At 71.1% G+C, this 21,840-nt stretch carries 24 protein-coding genes; 16 read left to right on the forward strand and 8 right to left on the reverse strand.

The window, feature by feature from the left end:
- Positions 1–3: 3 nt before the first annotated feature.
- From DX116_RS07360 to DX116_RS07380, 5 genes are all read left to right on the forward strand, one after another.
- Positions 4–1,416 (forward strand): ATP-binding cassette domain-containing protein, encoded by a 1,413-nt coding sequence (locus DX116_RS07360; RefSeq protein ID WP_119703472.1) that lies wholly within the window; start codon positions 4–6, stop codon positions 1,414–1,416.
- The gene (locus DX116_RS07365; protein ID WP_119703473.1) at positions 1,413–2,111 is read left to right on the forward strand and encodes an energy-coupling factor transporter transmembrane component T; all 699 of its coding nucleotides are present in this window, start codon (positions 1,413–1,415) and stop codon (positions 2,109–2,111) included. Before DX116_RS07360 ends, DX116_RS07365 begins: the two co-directional genes overlap by 4 nt.
- 145 nt (positions 2,112–2,256) lie before the next feature.
- On the forward strand, positions 2,257–2,715 hold the full coding sequence (locus DX116_RS07370) for a MaoC family dehydratase (protein ID WP_119703474.1): 459 nt from the start codon (positions 2,257–2,259) through the stop codon (positions 2,713–2,715).
- Between the two features lies 1 nt (position 2,716).
- Entirely contained in the window at positions 2,717–3,931 is a 1,215-nt protein-coding gene (locus DX116_RS07375; protein ID WP_119703475.1) for an acyl-CoA dehydrogenase family protein, read from the forward strand.
- A complete protein-coding gene (locus DX116_RS07380; protein WP_233556598.1) occupies positions 3,922–4,734 on the forward strand; it encodes an SDR family oxidoreductase in 813 nt (270 codons plus the stop codon). The genes DX116_RS07375 and DX116_RS07380 overlap by 10 nt, the downstream gene beginning before the upstream one ends.
- Positions 4,735–4,776: 42 nt before the next feature.
- Here DX116_RS07380 and DX116_RS07385 read toward each other — a convergent pair whose 3' ends face one another.
- Together DX116_RS07385 and DX116_RS07390 are read right to left on the reverse strand one after the other, a co-directional pair.
- Positions 4,777–6,243 carry a cryptochrome/photolyase family protein gene (locus DX116_RS07385; protein WP_119703476.1) on the reverse strand — a complete coding sequence of 489 codons (1,467 nt, stop codon included), beginning with the start codon at positions 6,241–6,243 and terminating at the stop codon, positions 4,777–4,779.
- Entirely contained in the window at positions 6,240–6,923 is a 684-nt protein-coding gene (locus DX116_RS07390) for an SGNH/GDSL hydrolase family protein (protein ID WP_119703477.1), read from the reverse strand. The genes DX116_RS07385 and DX116_RS07390 overlap by 4 nt, the downstream gene beginning before the upstream one ends.
- 65 nt (positions 6,924–6,988) lie before the next feature.
- Here DX116_RS07390 and DX116_RS07395 point away from each other — a divergent pair, with 65 nt between their 5' ends.
- The 6 genes from DX116_RS07395 (at position 6,989) to DX116_RS07420 (ending at position 11,891) form a co-directional block, all read left to right on the forward strand.
- Complete coding sequence (locus DX116_RS07395; protein ID WP_147393610.1) at positions 6,989–7,384, forward strand: hypothetical protein; 396 nt, start codon at positions 6,989–6,991, stop codon at positions 7,382–7,384.
- The gene (gene map / locus DX116_RS07400) at positions 7,381–8,148 is read left to right on the forward strand and encodes a type I methionyl aminopeptidase (RefSeq protein WP_119703479.1); all 768 of its coding nucleotides are present in this window, start codon (positions 7,381–7,383) and stop codon (positions 8,146–8,148) included. Before DX116_RS07395 ends, map begins: the two co-directional genes overlap by 4 nt.
- Positions 8,149–8,277: 129 nt before the next feature.
- Complete coding sequence (locus DX116_RS07405) at positions 8,278–10,065, forward strand: zinc metalloprotease (RefSeq protein WP_119703480.1); 1,788 nt, start codon at positions 8,278–8,280, stop codon at positions 10,063–10,065.
- Positions 10,066–10,157: 92 nt separating this feature from the next.
- A complete protein-coding gene (locus DX116_RS07410) occupies positions 10,158–11,318 on the forward strand; it encodes an inorganic phosphate transporter (protein ID WP_119703481.1) in 1,161 nt (386 codons plus the stop codon).
- Positions 11,319–11,328: 10 nt separating this feature from the next.
- Complete coding sequence (locus tag DX116_RS07415; protein WP_119703482.1) at positions 11,329–11,619, forward strand: hypothetical protein; 291 nt, start codon at positions 11,329–11,331, stop codon at positions 11,617–11,619.
- Positions 11,616–11,891 carry a DUF3349 domain-containing protein gene (locus DX116_RS07420; RefSeq protein WP_119703483.1) on the forward strand — a complete coding sequence of 92 codons (276 nt, stop codon included), beginning with the start codon at positions 11,616–11,618 and terminating at the stop codon, positions 11,889–11,891. The genes DX116_RS07415 and DX116_RS07420 overlap by 4 nt, the downstream gene beginning before the upstream one ends.
- A 63-nt stretch (positions 11,892–11,954) precedes the next feature.
- On the opposite strand, the gene DX116_RS07425 is transcribed toward DX116_RS07420, so the two are convergent.
- A complete protein-coding gene (locus DX116_RS07425) occupies positions 11,955–13,370 on the reverse strand; it encodes an amidase (RefSeq protein WP_119703484.1) in 1,416 nt (471 codons plus the stop codon).
- An 18-nt stretch (positions 13,371–13,388) separates the two neighbouring features.
- Between DX116_RS07425 and DX116_RS07430 the strand changes: the two genes are divergently transcribed.
- Genes DX116_RS07430 through DX116_RS07440 form a run of 3 tightly spaced genes read left to right on the forward strand, consistent with a single transcriptional unit; the run spans position 13,389 to position 15,207 of the window.
- On the forward strand, positions 13,389–13,916 hold the full coding sequence (locus DX116_RS07430) for a 2'-5' RNA ligase family protein (protein WP_147393611.1): 528 nt from the start codon (positions 13,389–13,391) through the stop codon (positions 13,914–13,916).
- A gap of 29 nt (positions 13,917–13,945) precedes the next feature.
- Positions 13,946–14,839, forward strand: a complete 894-nt coding sequence (trhO, locus tag DX116_RS07435; protein WP_119703486.1) for an oxygen-dependent tRNA uridine(34) hydroxylase TrhO — start codon at positions 13,946–13,948, stop codon at positions 14,837–14,839.
- Positions 14,836–15,207 (forward strand): YidH family protein, encoded by a 372-nt coding sequence (locus tag DX116_RS07440; RefSeq protein WP_119703487.1) that lies wholly within the window; start codon positions 14,836–14,838, stop codon positions 15,205–15,207. Before trhO ends, DX116_RS07440 begins: the two co-directional genes overlap by 4 nt.
- A gap of 8 nt (positions 15,208–15,215) precedes the next feature.
- On the opposite strand, the gene DX116_RS07445 is transcribed toward DX116_RS07440, so the two are convergent.
- The 3 genes from DX116_RS07445 to DX116_RS07455 form a co-directional block, all read right to left on the reverse strand.
- The gene (locus tag DX116_RS07445) at positions 15,216–15,917 is read right to left on the reverse strand and encodes a TetR/AcrR family transcriptional regulator (RefSeq protein WP_233556599.1); all 702 of its coding nucleotides are present in this window, start codon (positions 15,915–15,917) and stop codon (positions 15,216–15,218) included.
- A gap of 24 nt (positions 15,918–15,941) precedes the next feature.
- Entirely contained in the window at positions 15,942–16,355 is a 414-nt protein-coding gene (locus DX116_RS07450) for a hypothetical protein (protein ID WP_119703489.1), read from the reverse strand.
- 78 nt (positions 16,356–16,433) lie between these two features.
- Positions 16,434–17,618, reverse strand: coding sequence for a winged helix DNA-binding domain-containing protein (locus DX116_RS07455; RefSeq protein ID WP_119703490.1), 1,185 nt, complete (start codon positions 17,616–17,618; stop codon positions 16,434–16,436).
- A 136-nt stretch (positions 17,619–17,754) separates the two neighbouring features.
- On the opposite strand from DX116_RS07455, the gene DX116_RS07460 reads away from it, so the two are divergent.
- A complete protein-coding gene (locus DX116_RS07460) occupies positions 17,755–18,315 on the forward strand; it encodes a TetR/AcrR family transcriptional regulator (RefSeq protein ID WP_158591931.1) in 561 nt (186 codons plus the stop codon).
- A gap of 38 nt (positions 18,316–18,353) precedes the next feature.
- Positions 18,354–20,612 carry an MMPL family transporter gene (locus DX116_RS07465; protein ID WP_119703492.1) on the forward strand — a complete coding sequence of 753 codons (2,259 nt, stop codon included), beginning with the start codon at positions 18,354–18,356 and terminating at the stop codon, positions 20,610–20,612.
- Positions 20,613–20,676: 64 nt separating this feature from the next.
- Here the strand turns inward: DX116_RS07465 and DX116_RS07470 are convergent, their stop codons facing one another.
- Together DX116_RS07470 and DX116_RS19890 are read right to left on the reverse strand one after the other, a co-directional pair.
- Positions 20,677–21,159, reverse strand: a complete 483-nt coding sequence (locus DX116_RS07470; RefSeq protein ID WP_119703493.1) for a hypothetical protein — start codon at positions 21,157–21,159, stop codon at positions 20,677–20,679.
- On the reverse strand, positions 21,156–21,770 hold the full coding sequence (locus tag DX116_RS19890; protein ID WP_158591932.1) for a hypothetical protein: 615 nt from the start codon (positions 21,768–21,770) through the stop codon (positions 21,156–21,158). The genes DX116_RS07470 and DX116_RS19890 overlap by 4 nt, the downstream gene beginning before the upstream one ends.
- Positions 21,771–21,840 lie beyond the last annotated feature (70 nt).

The raw sequence follows: 21,840 nt of genomic DNA on the forward strand, positions 1-21,840 counted from the left end.
TCGATGGACGTCGTCAGCAGCGTCGTCAGCAGGGGCGGCATCCGCCTCCGTGACGTCACGTGGCGTCCGATCGGTCGGCGGCTGCCGGTCATCGCCGGGCTCGACCTCGAGGTCGAGCCCGGCGAGCGGGTGCTGCTGGTCGGCCCGAGCGGTGCCGGCAAGTCGACGATCCTGCACGGGCTCGCCGGCGCCCTCGGCACGACCGTCGCAGGTGACCTCGGCGGCTCGATCGACGTCGGTGGGCAGCTGGGTCTGCTGCTGCAGAACCCTGCGGACGCCGTCGTGGCCGAGCGCATCGGTCGCGACGTCGCCTTCGGCCCCGAGAACGCCGCGATGCCGCGCGACCAGATCTGGCGCCGTGTCGACGAGTGCCTCGAGGCGGTGGGGCTGGCGTACGGCCGCGACCACTTCACGGCGGCTCTCTCAGGCGGCGAGCAGCAGCGTCTCGCCCTGGCCGGGGTGCTGGCCATGCGCCCGGACGTCCTGCTGCTCGACGAGCCCACGTCGATGCTCGACGCCGCGACGGCCACGAGCGTCCGCGAGGCGATCCTGGCGGCGGCCGGCGACCGGACGCTGGTCGTCGTCGAGCACCGCATCGAGCCGTGGCTGCCGCACGTCGACCGCGTCGTCGTGCTCGGTGCCGGCGGCGTCGTCGTCAGCGACGGAACCGTCGAGGCCTTCCTCGCCGGCGCCCGGCCTCCCGGCGTGTGGATGCCCGACCTGCCGACGCCCGCGCCGCTCGACGTGCCCGTCGGGCTCGTCCGGCCGGAGGCCGAGCCGTTCGCGGTCACGGCGACCGAGGTGTCGGTCGAGCTGGTCATGCGGACGCTCCGGGGCACGCAGCGCTCGCAGGCGCTGACCGGGTTGACGGCTGGGTTGGTGCCTGCCCGGGTCACGGGCTTCACCGGGCCGAGCGGCGCGGGCAAGTCGACCGCGCTCGCGGTGCTCGGTGGGCTGCTGAAGCCGGCGGGCGGCACCGTGACGCCCGAGCTGCGGCGCCGCCGGTCCGTCGACCTCGCCTCCGTCGTGGGGTGGGTGCCGCAGAACCCCGAGCACGGCTTCCTCACCACCACCGTGCTGGCCGAGGTCGAGCTCACCGCTGCCCGGGTCGGACGGACGGTCGACGCCGCGGCGGTGCTCGAGGTGTTCGGCCTGGAGCGCTACGGGGCGTCCAATCCGTACCGGCTGTCGGGCGGCGAGCAGCGGCGGCTGGCGCTGGCCGCGGCGCTGGCCCACCGCCCGCCGGTCGTCCTGCTCGACGAGCCGACGGTCGGTCAGGACCCTGCGACGTGGGCCGCGGTGGCGGGCTGGATCGCGTCGTCACGTGCGGCGGGCGCGACGGTCGGGATGTCGACGCACGATGCCGACCTCGCCCTCGACGTCGACCACCGCATGCGGGCAGGGGCGCTGGCATGAGGACGGCCGTGCTGCGGGTCAACCCGCTGGCCCAGCTGTCGGTGGGGCTGTTCTCGCTGCTGGGCTCGTTCTGGATCGACAGCCTGCCGGTCGCGCTCGCGGCCCTGGGTGCCTACGTGCTCGTCGCGGCGGTGCTGCTGCCGGGCTGGCGCTACCCGCTGGTGTGCCTGGCGTTCACGTCGATCGCCGCCCTCACGATCGTCTACTCGACGTGGCGCCTCGGCGGGCGCGACCTCGAGATCGCCGTGACGGCCGGCCTGCGGATCGTCGTGCTGGCGTGGCCGGGCTCGGTGATGGCCGGCTACGTCGACCCGTCGCGCCTGGCCGACTACCTCGCGCAGACGCTGCGCCTGCCCGCGCGGCTGATCGCGGCCCTGGCCGCGGCGCTGCAGAGGTTCACCGGCTTCGGTCTGGCCTGGCAGCAGCTCGAGCGGGCACGGCGGGTGCGCGGCTTCGGGGCCGGACGCCATCCCGTCGCCAACGGGCGTCACGCCGCCAACATGTCGTTCGCCCTGCTGGTGCACGCCATGCGCGGGGCGACCTCGGCCTCGATCGCGATGGACGCGCGGGGGTTCGCCACCGCTCGCGGACGCACGTGGGCGCTGGCGGCGCCGTGGGCGCGCGGCGACGTCGTGGCGATCGGGGTGGCGGTCGCGCTCGGCGCCGTCCCCGTGATCGCCCGCCTTGCCTCCTAGCCGCCGGCGTCATAGCCGATGGGGTGCCCGAGCCGCGGTTCGTACGACGTCCGGGAGCGGCACGTCTGGCGCGCGCCCCCGGGTTCGGGCTAGTCTCGAACTAAGCAAGCGCTTAGCGCTTTTCCCCACAGCTGGAGGTTCCCGCATGACCCGAGTGTTCGACGATCTCGACGCCCTCAAGGCCGCCGCCGGTGAGGAGCTCGGCACGAGCGAGTGGTTCACGGTCACGCAGGAGCAGATCAACACCTTCGCCGACGCGACGGGCGACCACCAGTGGATCCACGTCGACCCCGAGCGCGCGGCGACCGGGCCCTTCGGCACGACGATCGCGCACGGATACCTCACGCTGTCGCTGCTCCCGGTGCTCGCCAAGCAGATCTACGAGATCAACGGGCTGGCGTTCGGCGTCAACTACGGCGCCAACAAGGTGCGCTTCCCCTCGCCGGTGCCGGTCGACTCCCGGCTGCGGGCCACCGCGACGCTCAAGGAGACCAACGACATCGCGATCGGCACCCAGGTCGTCATGACCTTCGTCGTCGAGCTCGAGGGAGCCGACAAGCCGGCCTGCATCGCCGAGGTCGTCTACGTCATGGCAGGAGCCTGAGATGCACTTCGGCTACGACGACAAGACGACCGCGCTGATCGAGAAGGTCACGGCCTTCATGGAGGCCGAGGTCTACCCCGCCGAGGCCGTGTTCAAGGAGCAGGTCGAGGCGGCCATCGCCGCCGACACGTGGTCGTTCCCGCCGATCGTCATGGAGATCCGCGCCAAGGCCAAGGCCCAGGGGCTGTGGAACTTCTTCGACCCGTCCGAGCACGGTGCCGGCCTGACCAACCTGCAGTACGCGCCCATCGCCGAGCTGACGGGCCGCAGCATCCAGATCGGCCCGGCGGCCTTCAACTGCGCCGCCCCCGACACCGGCAACATGGAGGTGCTGAGCATGTTCGGCACCGACGAGCAGAAGAAGAAGTGGCTCGAGCCGCTGCTGGCCGGTGACATCCGCTCGGCCTTCGCGATGACCGAGCCGCAGGTCGCCTCGTCCGACGCCACCAACGTCGAGCTCAGCATCGTGCGCGACGGTGACGAGTACGTCATCAACGGCCGCAAGTGGTGGATCACCGGCGCGATGAACCCCGACTGCAAGATCTTCATCGTGATGGGCAAGACCGATCCCTCGGCGGCGCGTCATCGCCAGCAGAGCCAGATCCTGGTCGAGCGCGACACCCCGGGCTTCGAGATCATCCGCGGCATGCACGTCTTCGGCTACCACGACCGCGACCACGGCGGGCACGCCGAGCTGCGGTTCACGGACGTCCGCGTGCCGGCCAGCAACATCATCGGCGGCGAGGGCGAGGGCTTCGCGATCGCCCAGGCGCGCCTCGGGCCCGGCCGCATCCACCACTGCATGCGCTCGCTCGGCATCGCCGAGCGCGCCATCGAGATGATGAGCAAGCGGGCGTCCGAGCGGGTCGCCTTCGGCAAGCCGATCGCCGAGCAGGGCGTCGTCCGCGACTGGATCGCCGAGTCGCGGGTCAAGGTCGAGCAGCTGCGCCTTCTGGTGCTGAAGGCTGCGTGGCTGATGGACGTCGCGGGCAACAAGGCTGCGCACACCGAGATCCAGGCCATCAAGATCGCGACGCCGCAGACCGTCGAGTGGATCCTCGACAAGGCGATCCAGGTGCATGGTGCCGGCGGCCTGAGCCAGGACTTCCCGCTCGCGGAGTGGTTCGCCGGCATGCGCACGCTGCGCTTCGCCGACGGCCCCGACGAGGTGCACAAGAACGCCCTGGCCAAGGCGGAGATCAAGAAGTGGGCCTGACGCCCGGAGCGGGCACCGTCGCGGTCGTCACCGGCGCCGCGAGCGGCATCGGCGAGGGCATCGCCGAGCGCCTGCTCGAGCGCGGTGCGTCGGTGGTCCTGGGCGACCTCGACGCCGATCGGCTCGCCGAGACGTCCGCACGGCTCGACGGCGTGCACCCCGGACGGGTCGCCCACGTCGCGGGGGATGCCGCGGACGCCGAGCACGTCGCCGCGCTGGTCGCGGCGGCGCCGGGCGACGTCGACCTGTACGTGGCCAACGCGGGCGTCTTCAAGGGCTTCGGGCTCGACGCGGCGGATGCCGACTGGTCGATGTCGTGGGACGTCAACGTCATGGGGCAGGTGCGAGCCGCGCAGGCTCTCGTGCCGGGCTGGCTCGAGCGGGGACGCGGCTGCTTCGTCAGCACGGCGTCGGCGGCCGGCCTGTTGACGCAGCTGGGCTCGCCGACGTACTCGGCCACCAAGCACGCCGCCGTCGGCTTCGCCGAGTGGCTCGCCGCGACGTACGGCGACCAGGGCGTCCAGGTGTGCTGCCTGTGCCCCATGGGCGTGCGCACCGACATGCTGCGCGAGGGCGAGCAGAACGCCGACGAGACGGCACGGCTCGCGATGCGATCGGTCGTGACGGCCGGCGCCACGGTCTCGCCGCTCGACGTCGCCGACGTCCTGCTCGAGGCCATCGAGGCGGGCTCGTTCTTCGCCCTCCCGCACCCCGAGGTCGGCACGATGTACGCCCGCAAGGCGTCCGACACCGACCAGTGGGTCGCGGGCATGCACCGCTTCCGGACGTCCCTCGAGCGCTGACCCCCCGCAGCCGGCCTCCGAGCTCCGGGCCGGCGCCGGGGGTCAGGTGAGCCAGCGGGACGCGGCCCGGGTGTGGGCCGCCTTCTTCTCGGGCGCCAACCCGTCGTACATCCGCGTCATCATGCGCGAGCGGTGGTTGCCCTCGAAGACGTCGCGGTGGTCGCGCACGAACGTCCAGTAGAGGCCGTCCCAGTCGGCGGTCCAGTCGCCGGTCGGCAGGTCCGACATCTTGCGGAGGTAGTTGCTGCCCGACACGTAGGGCTTGGTCGTGATGCCGTCGCCGGCCGCGAACTGGCTCATGGCGTAGACGTTGGGCACCATGACCCAGTCGTAGGCGTCGACGTACATCTGCATGAACCACTCGTACACGTCGTCGGGGTCGGTGCGCAGCAGGCTCATCGCGTTGCCCAGCACCATGAGCCGCTCGATGTGGTGGCTCCAGCCGCGCTCGAGCACCCCCTCGATCGCGTGGTCGACGGGGTCGAGCCCGGTGCGGGCGGTCCACCAGCCGGCGGCGAGCGGCCGGCTGTGCCGCAGGTGGTTGCTCGTGCGCATCCGGCGGCCGTAGAGGACGTACGTGGCCCGCATGTACTCGCGCCAGCCGATGACCTGGCGCACGAAGCCCTCGAGGGACGGCAGGTCGATGTCGTCGGCCGCCAGCGCACGGTCGACGACCCACGACGGCGACAGCAGACCGATGTTGAGCCCCGGGGTCATGACGGAGTGGAAGACGAACGGGTGCCGGGTGGCGATGGCGTCCTCGTACGGACCGAACTGCGGCAGACGCTCGTCGACGAACTGGTCGAAGGCGGCCTCGGCCTCGTCGTGGGAGGTCGGCCACGCGAACGACTCGGCGTTGCCGGGGTTGTCGGGGAACTCCTGGCCCACCCACGCGATCGCCTCGTCGACGGCCGGGTGCCGGGCGGGCCACGTCACGTCGGGGACACGGTGCTCGCGCGGCAGCTTCCTGCGGTTCTCGGTGTCGAACGACCAGCGTCCGCCCACGGGTTGGTCGCCCTCGACCAGGATGTCGAGCCGCTGGCGCTGCCACGAGTAGAAGTGCTGCATGCGGGCCGGGTGCGCGTCGAACCAGGCGGCGATCTCGGCGCGGGACGTCAGGAAGCTGGGCGACTCGAGCACGTCCTCCGTGTGCAGCTCGATGCCCGCCTCGGCCAGGGCGGCCGACACGTCACGCGACAGCCAGTCGTCGACGACGTCGTAGACCGTCACGCGCTGCGGACGCAGACGCGCCAGCAGCGCGGTCAGTCGGACGGCGGTGGGCTCGTCGGCGCTGGTGTCGATGCACTCGACGTCGAACGAGGCGGCGCGCAGACGATCGGCGAACCGTCGCATCGAGGCGCGGTGGAGCACGAGCTTCTGGGTGTGGAACGCGTACTGGCGGAAGAACAGGTCGTCCTCGACGAGCACGAACACCGTGCCTGCGCTCGCGTCGAGCTGCTGCTCGAACAGCTGGTGCGGGTAGATCAGCCGGACGTGTGGGGTGCTCATCGCCGCGCGACCGCCTCGCCGACGATCTCGGCCATGCCCGCGTAGCCCGCATCGTTGGGGTGGAAGTGGTCGGGGGAGAGGCGCCCCCGCCACGACCGCATGCGGGGGTCGCGGAACTCCGCGACGCGGATGCGTCCGGCGGCGGCGGCCTCGTCGACGCGTCGGTTGAAGTCGACGGACGCCGGACGTCCACCGGGCTGCGTGCCGACGACCGAGCCGGTCGGCAGCTGCGACAGCATCGCGTCGAGCGCCTGCGGCAGCTGCGGACGCAGCCGGCGGCTGATGAGGTCGTTGCTGCCGATGACGACCGTCACCAGGTCGGGCTCGACGCCGATCGACCGCATCGCCGGGATCTGCCGCTCGACGACGTCGCCAACGCGTCCGCCGTAGACCGACAGGTTGACGAGCCGGTGCCGGGGCAGCTCCTGCGCCAGCTGTCCGGCCCAGCCGCGGTCGTAGGCGGAGGCACCGACGCCCTGCGCCATCGAGTCGCCGAGGACGACCCACAACGGGCCGGTGGCGGCGAGTGCCACGCGGTTGTGTCGCTCCCAGGCCCGCGCGTACGGCTCGACCTGGCGCTGCACGGCTCGGACTCCCGGCAGCAGCAGGCTCGCCGTGCGCACGAACGGACCGCTGTCGCGTCCGCTCAGGTTGGAGTAGTCGAAGTCAGCCTGGGTCACGGGATCAGTCAAGCACCGGGAGGCCACGTAGGCTTGCCGAGAATGAGTGCCGAGGAGGGCAGGACATGACGAGTGTGAACGGCATCAGGCTGATGAGCGTCGCGGGCGCCGTCGTGCTCGGTGCCTACGTGGTCGGCGGTCTCGCGGGCGTCGACCTCGGCTCAGCCCTCGGCTTCGTCAAGATCGCCGTGCTCGTGGCTGCCGTGCTGGTGGCCGCGCTCGCGTTCCAGGGCTGGTCGCACGACAGCAACCCGCACAGCCTCAGCGCGATGGTGGTCTCGCTGCTGGGCGGCGCGTCCCTGGCCTCGACCGTCACGACCGCCACCGGTGACGACCTCTACGGCAGCGACCCGATGGCACTGGTCGGCACGATGGCCGTCGTCGCCGCCGTCACGATCGCGCAGATCGGGCAGACCCGCTCGCACACCACCCCACCAGACAGAAAGGGAGGCGCTCGATGATCGAGCTCCTGACCCCCACCCAGATCGACGAGATGCGCCCGGCCGGACGCTTCGTGGCGTCCGTGCTAACCGCGCTGAGCGAGGCCGCCGACGTCGGCGTCGACCTGCTCGACCTCGATGCGCTCGCCCACGAGATGATCCGCAAGGAGGGTGCCGAGTCGTGCTACATCGACTACCACCCGTCCTTCGGTGCGATGCCGTTCGGCAAGGTGCTGTGCACGTCGGTCAACGACGCGGTGCTGCACGGGCTGCCGCACAAGTACAAGCTGCGTGACGGCGACCTCGTGAGCTTCGACTTCGCGGTGTCGGTGGACAACTGGGTGTGCGACTCGGCGGTCAGCGTCGTGGTCGGCACCCCGCGCGACGAGGACCTCCGCCTGATCGACCACGCGCAGGAGGCTCTCGACGCCGCGATCGCCGTCGCTCGTCCCGGCCACCGCATCGGCGACATCTCTGCGGCCATCGGCGCGGTGGGCCGGTCGCACGGTCTCAAGGTCAACACCCAGTTCGGCGGGCACGGCGTCGGACGCACGATGCACGGCGACCCCCACGTTCCCAACGACGGCCGGGCCGGGCGCGGGCTGCCTCTCAAGCCGGGCCTCGTGATCGCGATCGAGCCGTGGTTCCTGCACACGACCGACGAGATCCGCATGGACGAGGACGGCTGGACGATCCGCAGCGCCGACGGCTCTCGCGGCGCGCACGTCGAGCACACGATCGCCATCACCGACGGCGACCCGATCGTCCTCACCGCCCGCGACTGAGGTCCCGCTAGGGGTGTCCGGACCGCATGGCTGGTTTAGGTCCCAGGACGCCCTGTCTCTGGCCTACCCTGAGGTCTGCGGCTCTGGATGGGGAGAGGTCCGACGGCTGCTGACACAGGGAGAGCTGTCATGCGCGTGGTCCGCCGTACGTCCGTCCTGATCGCGGGTGCGCTCGTGGCGTCCGGGATCGCCATGCTGCCCGCTCAGGCCGGCGAGACGTCCGATCCGACGACCCTGGCGGTCGAGGGCACCGTGAGGGCTGTCGTCGTCGACCGGTTCGGGGCCGAGGCATCGTCCGACCACCTCTACACCGTCGTGACCGACGCCGGCGCCGAGATCCCCGTCGACCTGCCAGAAGCCACCCCCGCCAACGGGCGCTTCGAGGGCGAGCTGGTCGTCGACGGAGACGTCGAGGACGCGCTCGACGCCAAGGACCTCCTGCCCCGTGAGGGCAGCACGATCGCGCAGGACACCCGCGCCGGACGCGTCGCCGTCGCCGAGGCCGAGCGCCAGGACACACCGCTCGAGGTGGCGACGTCCACCGTCGCGCCCGTCACGGCGGCGGCCGTCACGACACCCAAGGCCCACCGCGCGTACGTCGCGGTCATGACGGGGAGGGGGTCGGTCGAGGAGACCGACACCCAGGTGGCGAGCATCGTCGACGGATTGATGAGCTACTGGAAGACCGAGTCGGGCGGGGTGATCTCGTCGTTCACCCGTCCGCGGGGTATCGAGCGATTCGCGACGTCCACGGCCGGTCCTGTCAGCGACAGCTGCGGCATGGCCAGCGACCCCGACGAGGTGTGGAACGAGGCAGCGAACATCTTCTTCCAGAAGTACGGTGTCTCGTTCGGCCGAGGATCCGGCAATCATCTGTTCGTCGCGATGGCCAATGAGTGCGCCGGCGTCCTGGCCACGGATGCGGGGGTCGCCGGCGTCGCTGCGGTGGGTTCGGACTTCTCGAGCGAGGGGCCCATGAGCTTCAGCCTGGGGGACATCGCGACGCAGGTCGGCGTGCACGAGATCGGCCACACGTTCGGCCTGGGTCACGCCAATCTCGACGTCTGCGGCGCGCCCACCGTGTGCGGCGACGGAGAGTACTTCGACCTCTACAGCCCCATGTCCCTTGCCATCAGCCTCGGCTCCGCGGTCACGTCGCCCGTGCTCGACACCGCGTACCGAGCCCGACTCGGCGTGGCGGGGACGTCCGAGGTTGCCCGTCTCGCCGCCGCAGACAGCTCGCCGTCGCGCACGGTCAGCCTCACCGCACGGTCGGCCGCCAACGGGCTCCGCGGCCTCCAGGTCGTCGACCCGATCTCCGGTCAGCAGTACTGGGTCGACTACAGGTCGGGCACGGACCGTGACGCGGGCAGCTTCTACGCCTCACGCTTCGGCTTGGGCACGACGACCTACCAGCTGAGGTATCCGACGGGTGTCACCGTCACGAGCCTCTCGCCGTCCGGCGAGCTCGTGCTGCAGACGCAGCGCTCGGCCGGGGGCGCGCTCGGGTCGTTCGCCTCCGGGTCGCAGTTCGTCAGCCCCACCGGTGCGGTCCGCATCGGCGTGGGAGCCGTGTCGGGGCCGACAGCCGAGGTCACGGTGGCGTTCGCCCCACCCGCTGCCCCCGCACCGCCCGTTCCGAGCCGGCTCTCGCCCGCCACGCCTCGCATCTCCGGCACCGTCAAGGTCGGCCGGACGCTGAGGGTGAAGGTGGGCTCGTGGTCGCCGCGACCCACGTTCCGCTACCAGTGGTTCGCCAACGGACGGAAGATCTCGTCGAAGGGCACGAAGGCCTCGTTCAGGCTGACGTCGAAGCAGAAGGGACAGCGCATCACGGTGCGGGTCACCGGCACGCGGGCCGGGTACGCGACCGTCAGCAAGACGTCGCGAAGGACCACCAAGGTCGCTCCGCGGTAGGTCTGAGACACCTGTCACGCGGTAGGTGAACAACGGTTGAACAGGTGTCCGGAAGCCTCGACCACGGTGGTTGCAGGCCGCATCGTTGAGTCGTGAACGAGTCCCTCATCATCTTGTCCATCGTGGTCGTGACCGCGTTGGCCTTCGACTTCACCAACGGGTTCCACGACACCGGCAACGCCATGGCGACGTCGATCGCGACGGGCGCCCTGACGCCGAAGGTCGCCGTCACCCTCAGCGCGGTGCTCAACCTGGTGGGCGCCTTCTTGTCCACGGCCGTGGCGGCCACGATCGCCAAGGGCCTGGTGGACGCCAACCTCGTGACGCTCGAGATCGTCTTCGCGGGGCTGGTCGGCGGCATCGCCTGGAACTTGATGACGTGGCTGCTCGGCATCCCGTCCAGCTCGTCGCACGCGCTGATCGGCGGCGTCATCGGCGCGATGCTGGCCGCTGCCGGCTCGAGCGGTGTCGAGTGGAAGGGCGTGGTGTCCAACGTCGTCCTGCCCGCCATGCTGTCACCGCTGATCGCCGGTCTCGTGGCGACCCTGGGCACCTACTCGGTCTACCGCACGACCCGCGGGCTCGAGGAGCGTCGCACCGAGCGCGGCTTCCGCATCGGCCAGATCGGCTCGGCCTCGCTGGTCTCGCTGGCGCACGGCACCAACGACGCGCAGAAGACCATGGGCATCATCTTCCTGGCCCTGATCTCGTACGGCAGCGTCAGCGCCGACGAGACCCTGCCGCCCACCTGGGTGATCGTCGCGTGCGCCAGCGCGATCGCGCTCGGCACCTACCTCGGCGGCTGGCGCATCATCCGCACCCTGGGCAAGGGCCTGGTCGAGATCAAGTCGCCGCAGGGCATGGCCGCCGAGAGCTCGTCGGCCGCGATCATCCTGCTGGCCAGCCACTTCGGCTTCTCGCTGTCGACGACGCACGTGGCCACCGGGTCGATCCTCGGCTCGGGGCTCGGCAAGCCGGGCGCGCAGGTGCGGTGGAACGTGGCCCTGCGCATGGTGACGGCATGGGTCGTGACGCTTCCGGCCGCGGCGCTGGTCGGTGCCGTCGCGTACGCCGCCACCGCCGGCATCGGTGGCCTGGCCGGCGTGCTGGTGGTCTTCGCCGGCCTCGTCGCCGGATCGTTCGCCATCTGGCTGCGCTCGCGCGCCAGCGTGGTCAGCCACGACAACGTCAACGACGAGTGGGACGACCGCCCGTCGTCCCGGCGACCGGCCGTGGCCGGCGCGGAGAGCTGAGGAGCGGACGATGGACGGTTGGCTGAACGTGGGAGCCCTGGTCAAGGTGCTCGTCTTCGGGATCATCGCGGGCGCGGGTCTGCCGGCGCTCTTCGCGCTCGGCGTGCGCACGCAGGCGGTGGGCGCCGGGACGATCGGCGGCCAGCACCTCGCGGGTGACCGCCGCCCGCTGCTGACGGCCGTCGCCTACGTGTGCTTCGCTCTCGTCACGGTGGCGATCGTGACGGGCGTGCTGTTCGTCGCGCGCGACTTCATCGGTCACCACACGGGCTGGTACATCCTCGGGGCGGAGGCGAAGTGAGCAAGCCGTCGTTCGTCGAGGCCATCGTGGGATGGCTGCGCGAGGGGTACCCGCAAGGCGTCCCGGCGCAGGACTACGTGCCGCTGCTCGCCCTGCTGCGTCGCCGGCTGACCGATGACGAGGTCGCGGCGGTGGTCGCCGAGCTCACGAAGTCGGGCCAGGTGCCGGTCGACTCCACCGACATCGGCACCAGCATCATCAAGATCACCGACGCGCTGCCGTCCGAGGACGACATCAACCGCGTGCGCGAGCACCTCCCCGCCGGCCTCTGATCCAGGCCGAGTTGTGGCGGATCAGGCCCGCCGCATCGTGCGAACCATGCGAACCGGCGGGCTCTATCCGCCGAATCCTGGCGGGTGGCGGTCGTGCCACGGAGCCGCTGCCTCGACCTGCGCGCACAGGCTGAACAGCGGCCCGTCCTGGCCCGGCAGCCCGGCGAGCATGACGCCGACCGGCAGACCCTCGGCCGTCCAGTGCAGCGGCAGGCTCGCGGCGGGCTGGCCGCTCATGTTGTAGAGCGCGGTGTACGGCGTGTAGAGCAGCTCGCGGTGGTGGTCCTCGACGGGATCGCCCGACTCGTTGAACCACTCGACCGGCTGCGGGGGCAGGGCCAGCGTGGGTGTCAGCATCGCGTCGTACGGCTGCAGGGCCGTGACGACCTCGCGGGTCGTCGCCTCGACGAACTGCATCGCGCGGGCCAGCTCGACCGCGGACGCCCGGCCACCCCGCTCGCGCCAGTAGCGGGTGTTGGCGCGCAGCGACGGATCGGCCTCGGGCGGGATCGGCGCCCCGGCGATGCCGCTCGACCAGATGACGTTGAACTGCGGCTCGAGCTCGGACGGGAACGGGTTGGCGACGTCGACCACCTCGTGCCCCAGCGACTCGAGCAGCCGACTCGCCGCCTCCCAGGCCTCGAGGGCGTCCGGGCCGGGCGCGATGCCATCGAGGTGCGTGCCCGACCAGCGGGCGATGCGCAACCGGCCGGGCGTCCTGCGAGCCCACTCGGCGAAGGGGACGGACGGATCGGGCAGCGGCCGCAGGTCACCCGGCATGGGGTGCGCGAGGACGTCGAGCAGCGCGGCGGCGTCGCGCACCGTCCGGCTGATCGGGCCGTCGACCGCCAGACCGCTCCAGTCGGACCCGGACGGACCGGCGCTGACCCGTCCGCGGCTCGGCTTGAAGCCGAAGATCCCGCACGAGCTGGCCGGGATGCGGATGGAGCCGCCCCCGTCGCTGCCCTGCGCCATGGGCACCAGCCCGGCCGCGACGGCGGCTGCCGCGCCGCCGCTCGATCCCCCTGCGTTGCGCGCGAGGTCCCAGGGGGTGCGCGCCGGGCCGACCAGGTCGTTGTCGGTGTACGACGAGAGACCGAACTCGGGCGTGTTGGTCTTGCCCAGGCTGATGAGCCCCGCCTCCTGGATCAGGCGCACGACGTGGGCGTCGACCGTGGGGACGAGGTCGCGCATGGCGACCGAGCCCATCGTCGTGCGGACGCCGGCCGTGGAGGTGAGGTCCTTGATCGCCGTCGGCACCCCGGTGAAGACGGGCGCGTGCCCCGCGGCGAGCAGGGCGTCCGCCGCGGCCGCCTGCGCGAGGGCGCGCTCGGCCGTGACGGTGACGAAGGCGCCGAGAGCCGGACCGTGGCGCTCGACGCGGTCGAGGTGGTGGGTCACGAGCTCGACCGACGACACCTCGCGGTCGCGCAGCAGCCGGGCCTGGTCGGTGGCGTCCAGATCGTGCAGCTCGCTCATGTGCACGACGATAGACGCATGGTGCAGTCGGTCGAGCTGGTGCTGGACGAGCGGCTGGACGTCCTGGTCCGCGAGGAGTGGGAGCTGCTCGTCGCGGCCGACCTGCCGAGCCAGGGGCGTCACACGGGCGCGTCCAACGCTCCGCACGTCACGCTCGGTGTCGCCGACACCATCGACCCGGTGGCCGAGCGGGCCCTTGCCAGGATCGACTACGGTGCCGGCCTGGCCGTGCGTCTCGGCGGGCTGCTGGTGTTCGGCGGACGCACGTCGGTGCTGTCGCGCGTGGTCGTGCCGACGGCGCACCTGATGATCACCCACGCTGCCGTGGCCTCGGCCCTGGACGAGGCGCCGGGCCGCCCCTCCACGATGCGTCCGGGCGCCTGGACCCCCCACGTGACGCTCGCCCGGCGTCTCGATCCCGCCCAGCTCGCCGCGGCGCTGAGGGTGCTGGCCGAGCGCCCCAAGGAGCTCGACGGCACGATCCGCTGCGGTCGCCGGTGGGACGGCGACGCGCGCTCGACCTGGGACGTCCCCGCCGGGCGATAGGCGCGTCCGGCAACGCCTAGGCTTGGCTCGTGGCGACCCCCAAGGTTCTTCTCTTCTACGGCTTCGCGCCGCTGGCCGATCCCGAGGCGATCCGGCTGTGGCAGCACACGCTGTGCGACTCGCTAAGCGTCCGCGGACGCATCATCGTCTCGAAGGACGGCATCAACGCGACCCTCGGCGGAGACGTCGTCGCGCTCAAGAAGTACGTCAAGGCCACCCGCTCCTACCCGCCCTTCAAGGGCATCGACTTCAAGTGGAGCGAGGGTCGCTCCCGCGACGACGGCACCACGGCGGACTTCCCTCGGCTCAGCGTGCGGGTGCGCGACGAGCTGGTCACCTTCGGTGCCCCGGACGAGCTGCAGGTCGACGACCAGGGCGTCGTCGACGGCGGGACGCACCTGACCCCGGCGCAGCTGCACGAGCTCGTCGCAGCCAAGGACGTCGTGTTCTTCGACGGGCGCAACCAGATCGAGTCGGCGATCGGCCACTTCGAGGGAGCCGTGCGTCCTGCCGTCGAGACGACGCGTGAGTTCGTCGCCGCGCTCGACAGCGGTGCCTACGACCACCTCAAGGACAAGCCCGTCGTCACGTACTGCACGGGCGGCATCCGGTGCGAGGTCCTCACGCCGCTGATGAGGAACCGTGGGTTCCACGAGGTCTACCAGCTCGACGGCGGCATCGCGACGTACGGCGAGGCCTACGGCGACGACGGCCTCTGGAAGGGGTCGCTCTACGTCTTCGACGACCGCATCACGATGGACTTCTCCGACCACGCGGCCTTGGTCGGGTCGTGCGACCGGTGCGGCGAGGCGACCAACCGGGTCGCCGACTGCGGAGACGTCGCGTGCGTGCGTCAGATGGTCCGCTGCGACTCGTGCCTGGCCGACGAGCAGATGTGCGACCGTCACGCCGTCGCGGCATGACCGACCCTCGGTTTCCGCGCAGGGTCTTCGGCGAGGGCGAGGAACCCGACGCCCGGTTCACGCTCGCCAACGAGCGGACGTTCCTGGCGTGGGTGCGCACGGCCCTGGCCCTGCTGGCCGGCGCCGTCGCGGTGCACGCGCCGGCCGTCGCCCTCGACGCGTGGGTCAAGGTGGCGGCGTCGTTGGTGCTGCTGGTCGCGGCGGCGCTGGCGATCGGCCTGTCGTGGCGGCGCTGGCAGGAGGTCGAGCTGGCGATCCGCACCGGTCGTCCGCTGCCGGGCTTCGCGGGCCCGGCCCTGATCGCCGCCGTGCTGGGCGTGCTGATCGTGGCCGTCGGCGCCGGCGTCGTGGTGGTCGCCCTGCGCTGACCCGCGGGTCAACCGGCGGTGGGCTTGATGGTGCGGACGAGCCCGACGACGTCGTCGACCAGTCCGCGCACCCCGGGGATGCGGGTGAGTCGCAGGGCGCGGTCGATGACGGGGACGGCCTGCTCGACCAGCTGGCGGGTGCGTCGCTGGCCGTCGCTGGTGTCGTGCACCCAGAAGAGCACGACGCCCATCTGCAGCAGCCACATCAGCTCGGGCAGCTCGGCTCGCAGCGCCTTGGCCAGCTTGATGTCGGAGCCGTCGACCACCTGGCGGTGAAGGTCGATCGCGGCGAGGCGCGTGGCCTCGGAGTCGTCGCTGAAGGGTGACAGGGGGCTGCTGGGCTCGGCGGCGTTCTTGAAGAACTTGCCGGCGAACTCGTGGTACGGCTCGGCCACGTCGACCCAGGCCAGCAGGACGCCCGCGAGCCGGTCGGCGAACGAGGTGGCCGTCGTCAGCGTGGCGGCGGCCCGCTCGGCGTGCTCGGCGTTGATGCCGTCGTAGTACGCCTGGATCAGGTGCTCCTTGGAGGAGAAGTAGTAGTAGGCGTTGCCGATCGAGACCCCCGCCTCGTCGGCGATGGCCCGCATCGTGGCCTTGTCGTAGCCGTGGGTGCGGAAGAGCCGCATGGCCGCGTCGATGATCGTCTGGCGGGTCTGCTCGGCCTTCGCCGAGCGCTCTGGCCTGGACGCGGGACGCGGGTTGTCGGTCACGATGCTCAATCTAGCCATCGGTCGTCAGCGCTGGGGCTGCGCCGGGTACTGCTGGTAGGCCCAGGCGGCGGCCTGACGGGCACGATCGGCCTCGATGCGTCCGCGACGGCGCATCGACGAGAACACCATGACGTTGCCGAAGTGGATGACGCCCAGCACGAGCATCACGACACCGATCTTGACGCTGACGGTCTCGAGCAGCTCGGTGAGGTCGGCGACCTGACCGCCGCCGCGCAGGTACAGCATCACGAAGCCGAGGTTGACCAGGTAGAAGCCGACGACCAGCAGCCGGTTGACGGCGTCGGCGAGCCCGTCCTCCTGGTGGAAGACGTCGCGCAGGAACACTCGGCCGTTGCTCGCCAGCGTCGAGGCGACCCAGATCGTGATGGGCACGGCGGTGAGGAGGTAGGTGGCGTAGGCAGCGACGGTGTAGTTCATGACGACCTCATTCTTGAACGTGTTCAACTCTTGATCCGACAGTAGCGCAAGAGTTGAACATGTTCAAGAATAAGGTCGTCAGTCGGCGAGCAGCTCCTTCTCGAGCGGGCACGGGCGGCGTCCGCGCGCGCTGAGTCGCACGTCGCCGATCGTGGCCGACAGCCGCTCGGCCTGGGCGTGCAGCGCGGCTGTCGCCGCGGAGCCGATGTCGTCGAGCAGGCGGACGGCGACCTCGCCGCTCGGCAGGTGCGCCCACCCGCCCACCACGCGCCCGTCGCACCACGCCGTCGGCCCGATGTTGCCGGTGGTGTCGAACAGGGCGGACTCGTGCGCGCCGAGGTAGAAGTCGCGTCGCTTCCAGCCCATCGGCGTGGGGTCGAGAGCCGGCAGCAGCGCGACCCACGGCTCGACGGGTGGCGTCGCATCGAGGTCGTCGGGCAGCGCCCATCCGGTGCCCCCGCCCACCTCGACCTCGACGGCATCGATCGCGGCCAGGGCGCGGCGGGTGCGGGTCTTGGTCCACTTGGCCCACCACGTCAGGTCGGCCTCGGGAGCGGGGCCGAAGCGCCTGAGCCACAGACGGGCCAGGTCGGCCTCGGCGACCAGGGGGTCGAGGGCGACGGCGGCGCCGGCGGACCAGTGCTCGAGCGTCGACCACCGGTACTGCGTCGACGTCCACGAGCCCTTCGGCCGGCCGCGGACGATGCGTCCCTGCGCGCCGAGGAGCGTCAGCACCCGGCTGACGACGCGCACGGTGGCCTCGTTGCGACTGCCCGGCGCCAGCACGACGGTGGTGGCCAGCCGTGGGTCGGCGGCGACCAGGTCGGCCGGTGTCGCCTCGCCCAGCCGGCCCACGACGTCGACCGCGGCCTGCTCGACCTGCTGCAGCCAGACCGCCGGCTCGGGCACGCCGCCGGCCTCGAGCAGCGCGACGAGCTTGCGACGCTCCTCGCGGGCGACGTCGTCGGCCGCCCCGGCCAGCAGCACCGGGACGTGGTCGGTGGGGGCGACGAACACCGTGCGGCGCATGGCCATGACGCGCACCAGGGACCGGTCGTCGTAGAGGGCCCGCTCGACGTCGGCCACGCCGAGCCCGTCGGCCGTGCGGGCCCAGGCCGAGAGGAAGGTCGAGCTGGGATCGGTGGCGTGCAGGGCCACCACGGAGGCGGCCGCCGCCGTGAGGTCGTGGTCGCGGGCCGACGGGACGAGTCGGTGCCGCACTCCGAGACGCCGCCGCCGCTCGTCGTCGTCGAAGCGGTGCATGTCGCAGACGGTATCGGTGCCCGCCGACATCCCGGCGTGTGACGCAGGTCATCGAGCCCTCGGTTGGGGGCTGGTCGCAGAGCGGCTAACATCGAAACGAAACTGTTTCGTACCGATAGGAATCCCTGTGTCCCGCATGTCTGACGAGCGACTGGGCGAGCTGTACGCCGGCACGCTCGAGCTCGTCGCCGCGCACGGGTACGAGAAGCTGACGATGGACCAGATCGCCGAGGCGACCCGCTCGAGCAAGGCGACGCTCTACCGGCAGTGGGGCAGCAAGTCGGCCCTCGTGGTCGATGCGCTGTGCTGGCTCGGCGACGACAAGCCCGAGGTGCCCGACACGGGCACGTTGCACGGAGACCTGATGGTGATGGTCGACCGATCCGACGAGCAGGCTCACGAGCACGACGCCGACCTGATCGCCGCGATCATGCACGCGGTCCGGCACGACGCGGAGCTGGGCGAGGCCGTGCGCACACAGATCCTCGAGCCCGGCCGCGAGAACATCCGGTCGGTCGTGCGCCGCGCGGTCGACCGTGGAGAGGTGGCCGCCGACTGCCCCGGGCTCGCGTTCGTCGACTACGTCTTCATCGCGCCTGTCGTCCTGCATCACCTGCTCGAGGGCGACGAGCCGTCCACCGACTTCCTGCGCCGCTACGTCGAGGGCGCGCTGCTGCCGGCCCTCGGCATCCACTGACCCACCGACCCGCACCACCATCTCGAGGGAGAACACTCATGGCCTGGTACCTCTACCGCCTCGGACGCTGGTCGTTCCGGCGCCGCTTCATCGTCCTGTCGTTCTGGATCGGCCTGCTGCTGATGGTGGGGGTCGGCGCCTTCACGCTGTCGGGCAAGACGTCCGACCAGTTCAGCGTGCCCGGGCTCGAGTCCACGCAGGCCTTCGACCTGATCAAGGACCGCACGCCCAAGGCTGCGCCCGATGGCGCCCAGGCTCAGATCGTCTTCCAAGCGCCGAAGGGACAGCAGCTCTCGGCGCCGAAGTACCAGTCGGCGATCGATGAGAGCCTCGCGTCGATCGACTCCAAGAACGTCCTCGCGCCGGTCGACGCCGCGTCGCTGACGGTGTCGAAGGACGGCCGGACGGGATTCACGTCCGTGGCCTACGCGAAGCAGTCGATCGAGCTGACCGATGCCGACCGCATGGCGCTGGAGAAGGCGCCGGATGCTGCCGAGGACGCGGGCCTGACCGTCGCGATCGGCGGTGACGCGCTGCAGGAGGTGCCGCACGGCGGCTCCGCCGAGGCGATCGGCATCGGCATCGCGATCCTCGTCCTGCTGATCACGTTCGGGTCGCTGCTGGTGGCGGGCATGCCGCTGCTGACCGCGATCATCGGCGTGGGCATCGGCGTCCTGTCGATCACGACCCTCACGGGCTTCGTCGACCTGGGCTCGACGACCCCCATCCTGGCCACGATGCTGGGCCTCGCCGTCGGCATCGACTACGCCCTGTTCATCGTGTCGCGCTACCGGCACGAGATCCACACGGGTCGCGAGCGTGAGGAGGCCGCCGGGCGCGCCGTCGGCACGGCCGGCTCAGCCGTCGTGTTCGCCGGTCTGACCGTCATCATCGCTCTGGCCGGGCTGTCGGTCGTCAACATCGCGTTCCTCACGCAGATGGGTCTCGCCGCGGCGGGCACCGTCGCGGTCGCCGTGCTGATCGCCCTGACGCTGCTGCCGGCGCTGTTCGGCTTCGCCGGCAGCAAGCTCGGCTGGGGCAACCTGCCGTTCATCGCCGCCCGCGATCCCGAGGACCAGTCGGGACGCCGCACCAACGGACGCCGCTGGGCCGACCTCGTCACGACCCACCGGGCCAAAGCCTTCGTGGGCGGCCTCGTCGTGGCGGGCGTCATCGCGATCCCCGTCGCGTCGATGGAGCTCGCGCTGCCCGACAACGGCACGGCCGCCCAGGGCAGCGGACCGCGCGTCGCCTACGACCTGATCTCCGACAACTTCGGTGCCGGCACCAACGGACCCCTGCTGGTCGTCGTCGACACCAAGGGAGCGGCCGACCCGGCCGCCGCCGTCGAGGCGACGGTGAAGCAGGTCGAGAGCATCAAGAAGGACGTCCAGGCCGTCGTCCCGCCGGCACCCGACCCGTCCGACACCGCGGCCACGCAGACGTACCTCGACGGCCTGAAGTCCACGGGCTACGCGATCGTCAACGTCGTCCCCAAGAGCGGGCCGTCGGACGCCGAGACCCAGCAGCTCGTCGACGACATCCGCACGGCGGTCGGCGACGTCGAGTCGTCCACCGGGGCCAAGGTGCTCGTGACGGGTCAGACCGCGCTGGGTGTCGACATCTCCGAGAGCCTGGCCGACGCGTTCCCGAAGTACCTGCTCGTGGTGGTCGGCCTGGCGTTCGTCCTGCTGACGATCGTGTTCCGCTCGGTGCTCGTGCCGCTGAAGGCGGTGCTCGGCTTCCTGCTCTCGGTGGGAGTGGCGCTCGGCGCCACCGTCGCGGTGTTCCAGTGGGGCTGGCTGGCCAGCCTGATCGGGGTCGACACCTCAGGTCCGGTGCTGTTCATGCTGCCGCTGCTGCTGACCGGCATCCTGTTCGGTCTCGCGATGGACTACGAGGTGTTCCTGGTGTCACGCATGCGCGAGGAGTACACGCACGGACGCCCGGCACGGGAGTCGGTCGTGATCGGCTTCCAGTACGGCGCGCGCGTCGTCACGGCGGCCGCGGCCATCATGATCGGCGTCTTCGGAGGCTTCGCCCTGGGCGACGACATCATCATCAAGTCGATCGGCTTCGGCCTGGCGGTCGGCGTGCTGGCCGACGCCTTCCTGGTGCGCATGACGATCGTCCCGGCGTTCATGGCGCTGATGGGCGACCGCATGTGGTGGATGCCGAAGTGGCTCGACAAGACGCTGCCCAACCTCGACATCGAGGGTGAGTCGCTCGAGCGGCACCTCGGCACGGACGTCGACGGTGGCAAGCACGCGGCCAAGCCGCACGCCCACGCCGGCTGACCCCCACGTCGTTCGCGTCATAGGGACCGTGGCCCCCGGGCCGCGGTCCCTGTGACGTCGGGGGTCAGTCCTCGGTGTACTCGGCGAGATCGCCCTGCGACTCGCGGATGTACGTGCGCTGCATCTTGACGTCGAGGTCGGCGACCATCTGGGCGATGATCGCCGCGATGAAGTCGTTGACCTGGTGCCGCAGGTGCTCGGTGACCTCGGGCTGGACGTCGGTCAGCGCGACCGGCAGCGTGCGGTCGGAGTCGGACCGGGTCACGACGAAGGCGGGGTCGTCGCCCTCGGCCGTGGGCCAGACGGCCACCCGCATCGCCTCGCTGACGCCCTGGTGCCCGCGGGCCGTGGCGACGACCCGCGTGGTGATGCAACCGCCGGACGGCATGACGAGCCCAGGAGGCGCGGCGTGCGATCCGTCGTCGTCGGTGTCGGCGGTGATGTCGGCCAGGTGCGCGATCTCGCGGCTGATCTGGTGGTCGGTCGTCTCCCACAGCAGCGCGAGGATCGCCGTCGCCAGCTCGTCCCGCTGCGCCGTGGTGGTCACTTGCTCCACTTCCAGGTCGCGAGGACCGACTCGGCGAGCTCGTCGCGGTCGTCGTCGGACACGGTCTCGCTGAACGAGAACGTCACGATGTAGCCCTTGCCGTCGTGGTCGACCGCGAACTGCTCGGTGCGGTACTTGTTGCCGTTCAGGGTGAGCAGGGCGCTGATGCGGGCCGCCTCCTCACCGTCGATGTCGGTCGGGTCCTCGACCTCGACCTCCTGCGAGTCGGCATTCTTGAGCACCCGCTCGATCGAGCTCTCGAGCTCGTCGATGTCGGCGTCGACGACGGTGGGGTCCTCGATGACGTTGACGTTGTCGGCGAAGCCGTCGGTGTCCTGACGGTTGGCGGCGAGGGCGACGGCCGCCGGGTTGACGTCCTTGGCATCGGTCCAGCCCTCGGGCGCGTTGAACGAGAAGCCGTCGGCGGTGATGACGTCTCCGGTGGCCGGTGCGACGTCGGAGTCGGCGTCCGAGCCGGAATCGGAATCGGAGTCGGATGCGGAGGACGAGGTGTCGGTGTCGGGCTTGTCGTCGTCGCTCCCGCCGCAGCCAGCGAGCGTGAGGGTCGAGACGACGGCCAGGGCCGCGACGCGGCGGGTCAGGGTGCGCATACGAGAAAACTACTGTGAAAAGTCGTCAGGGGTGGAATGGGGAGGGCTTGTGCGTAGTTGATAACATCAG

The organism is Aeromicrobium endophyticum, assembly GCF_003586285.1.
Classification (GTDB): Bacteria; Actinomycetota; Actinomycetes; order Propionibacteriales; family Nocardioidaceae; genus Aeromicrobium; species Aeromicrobium endophyticum.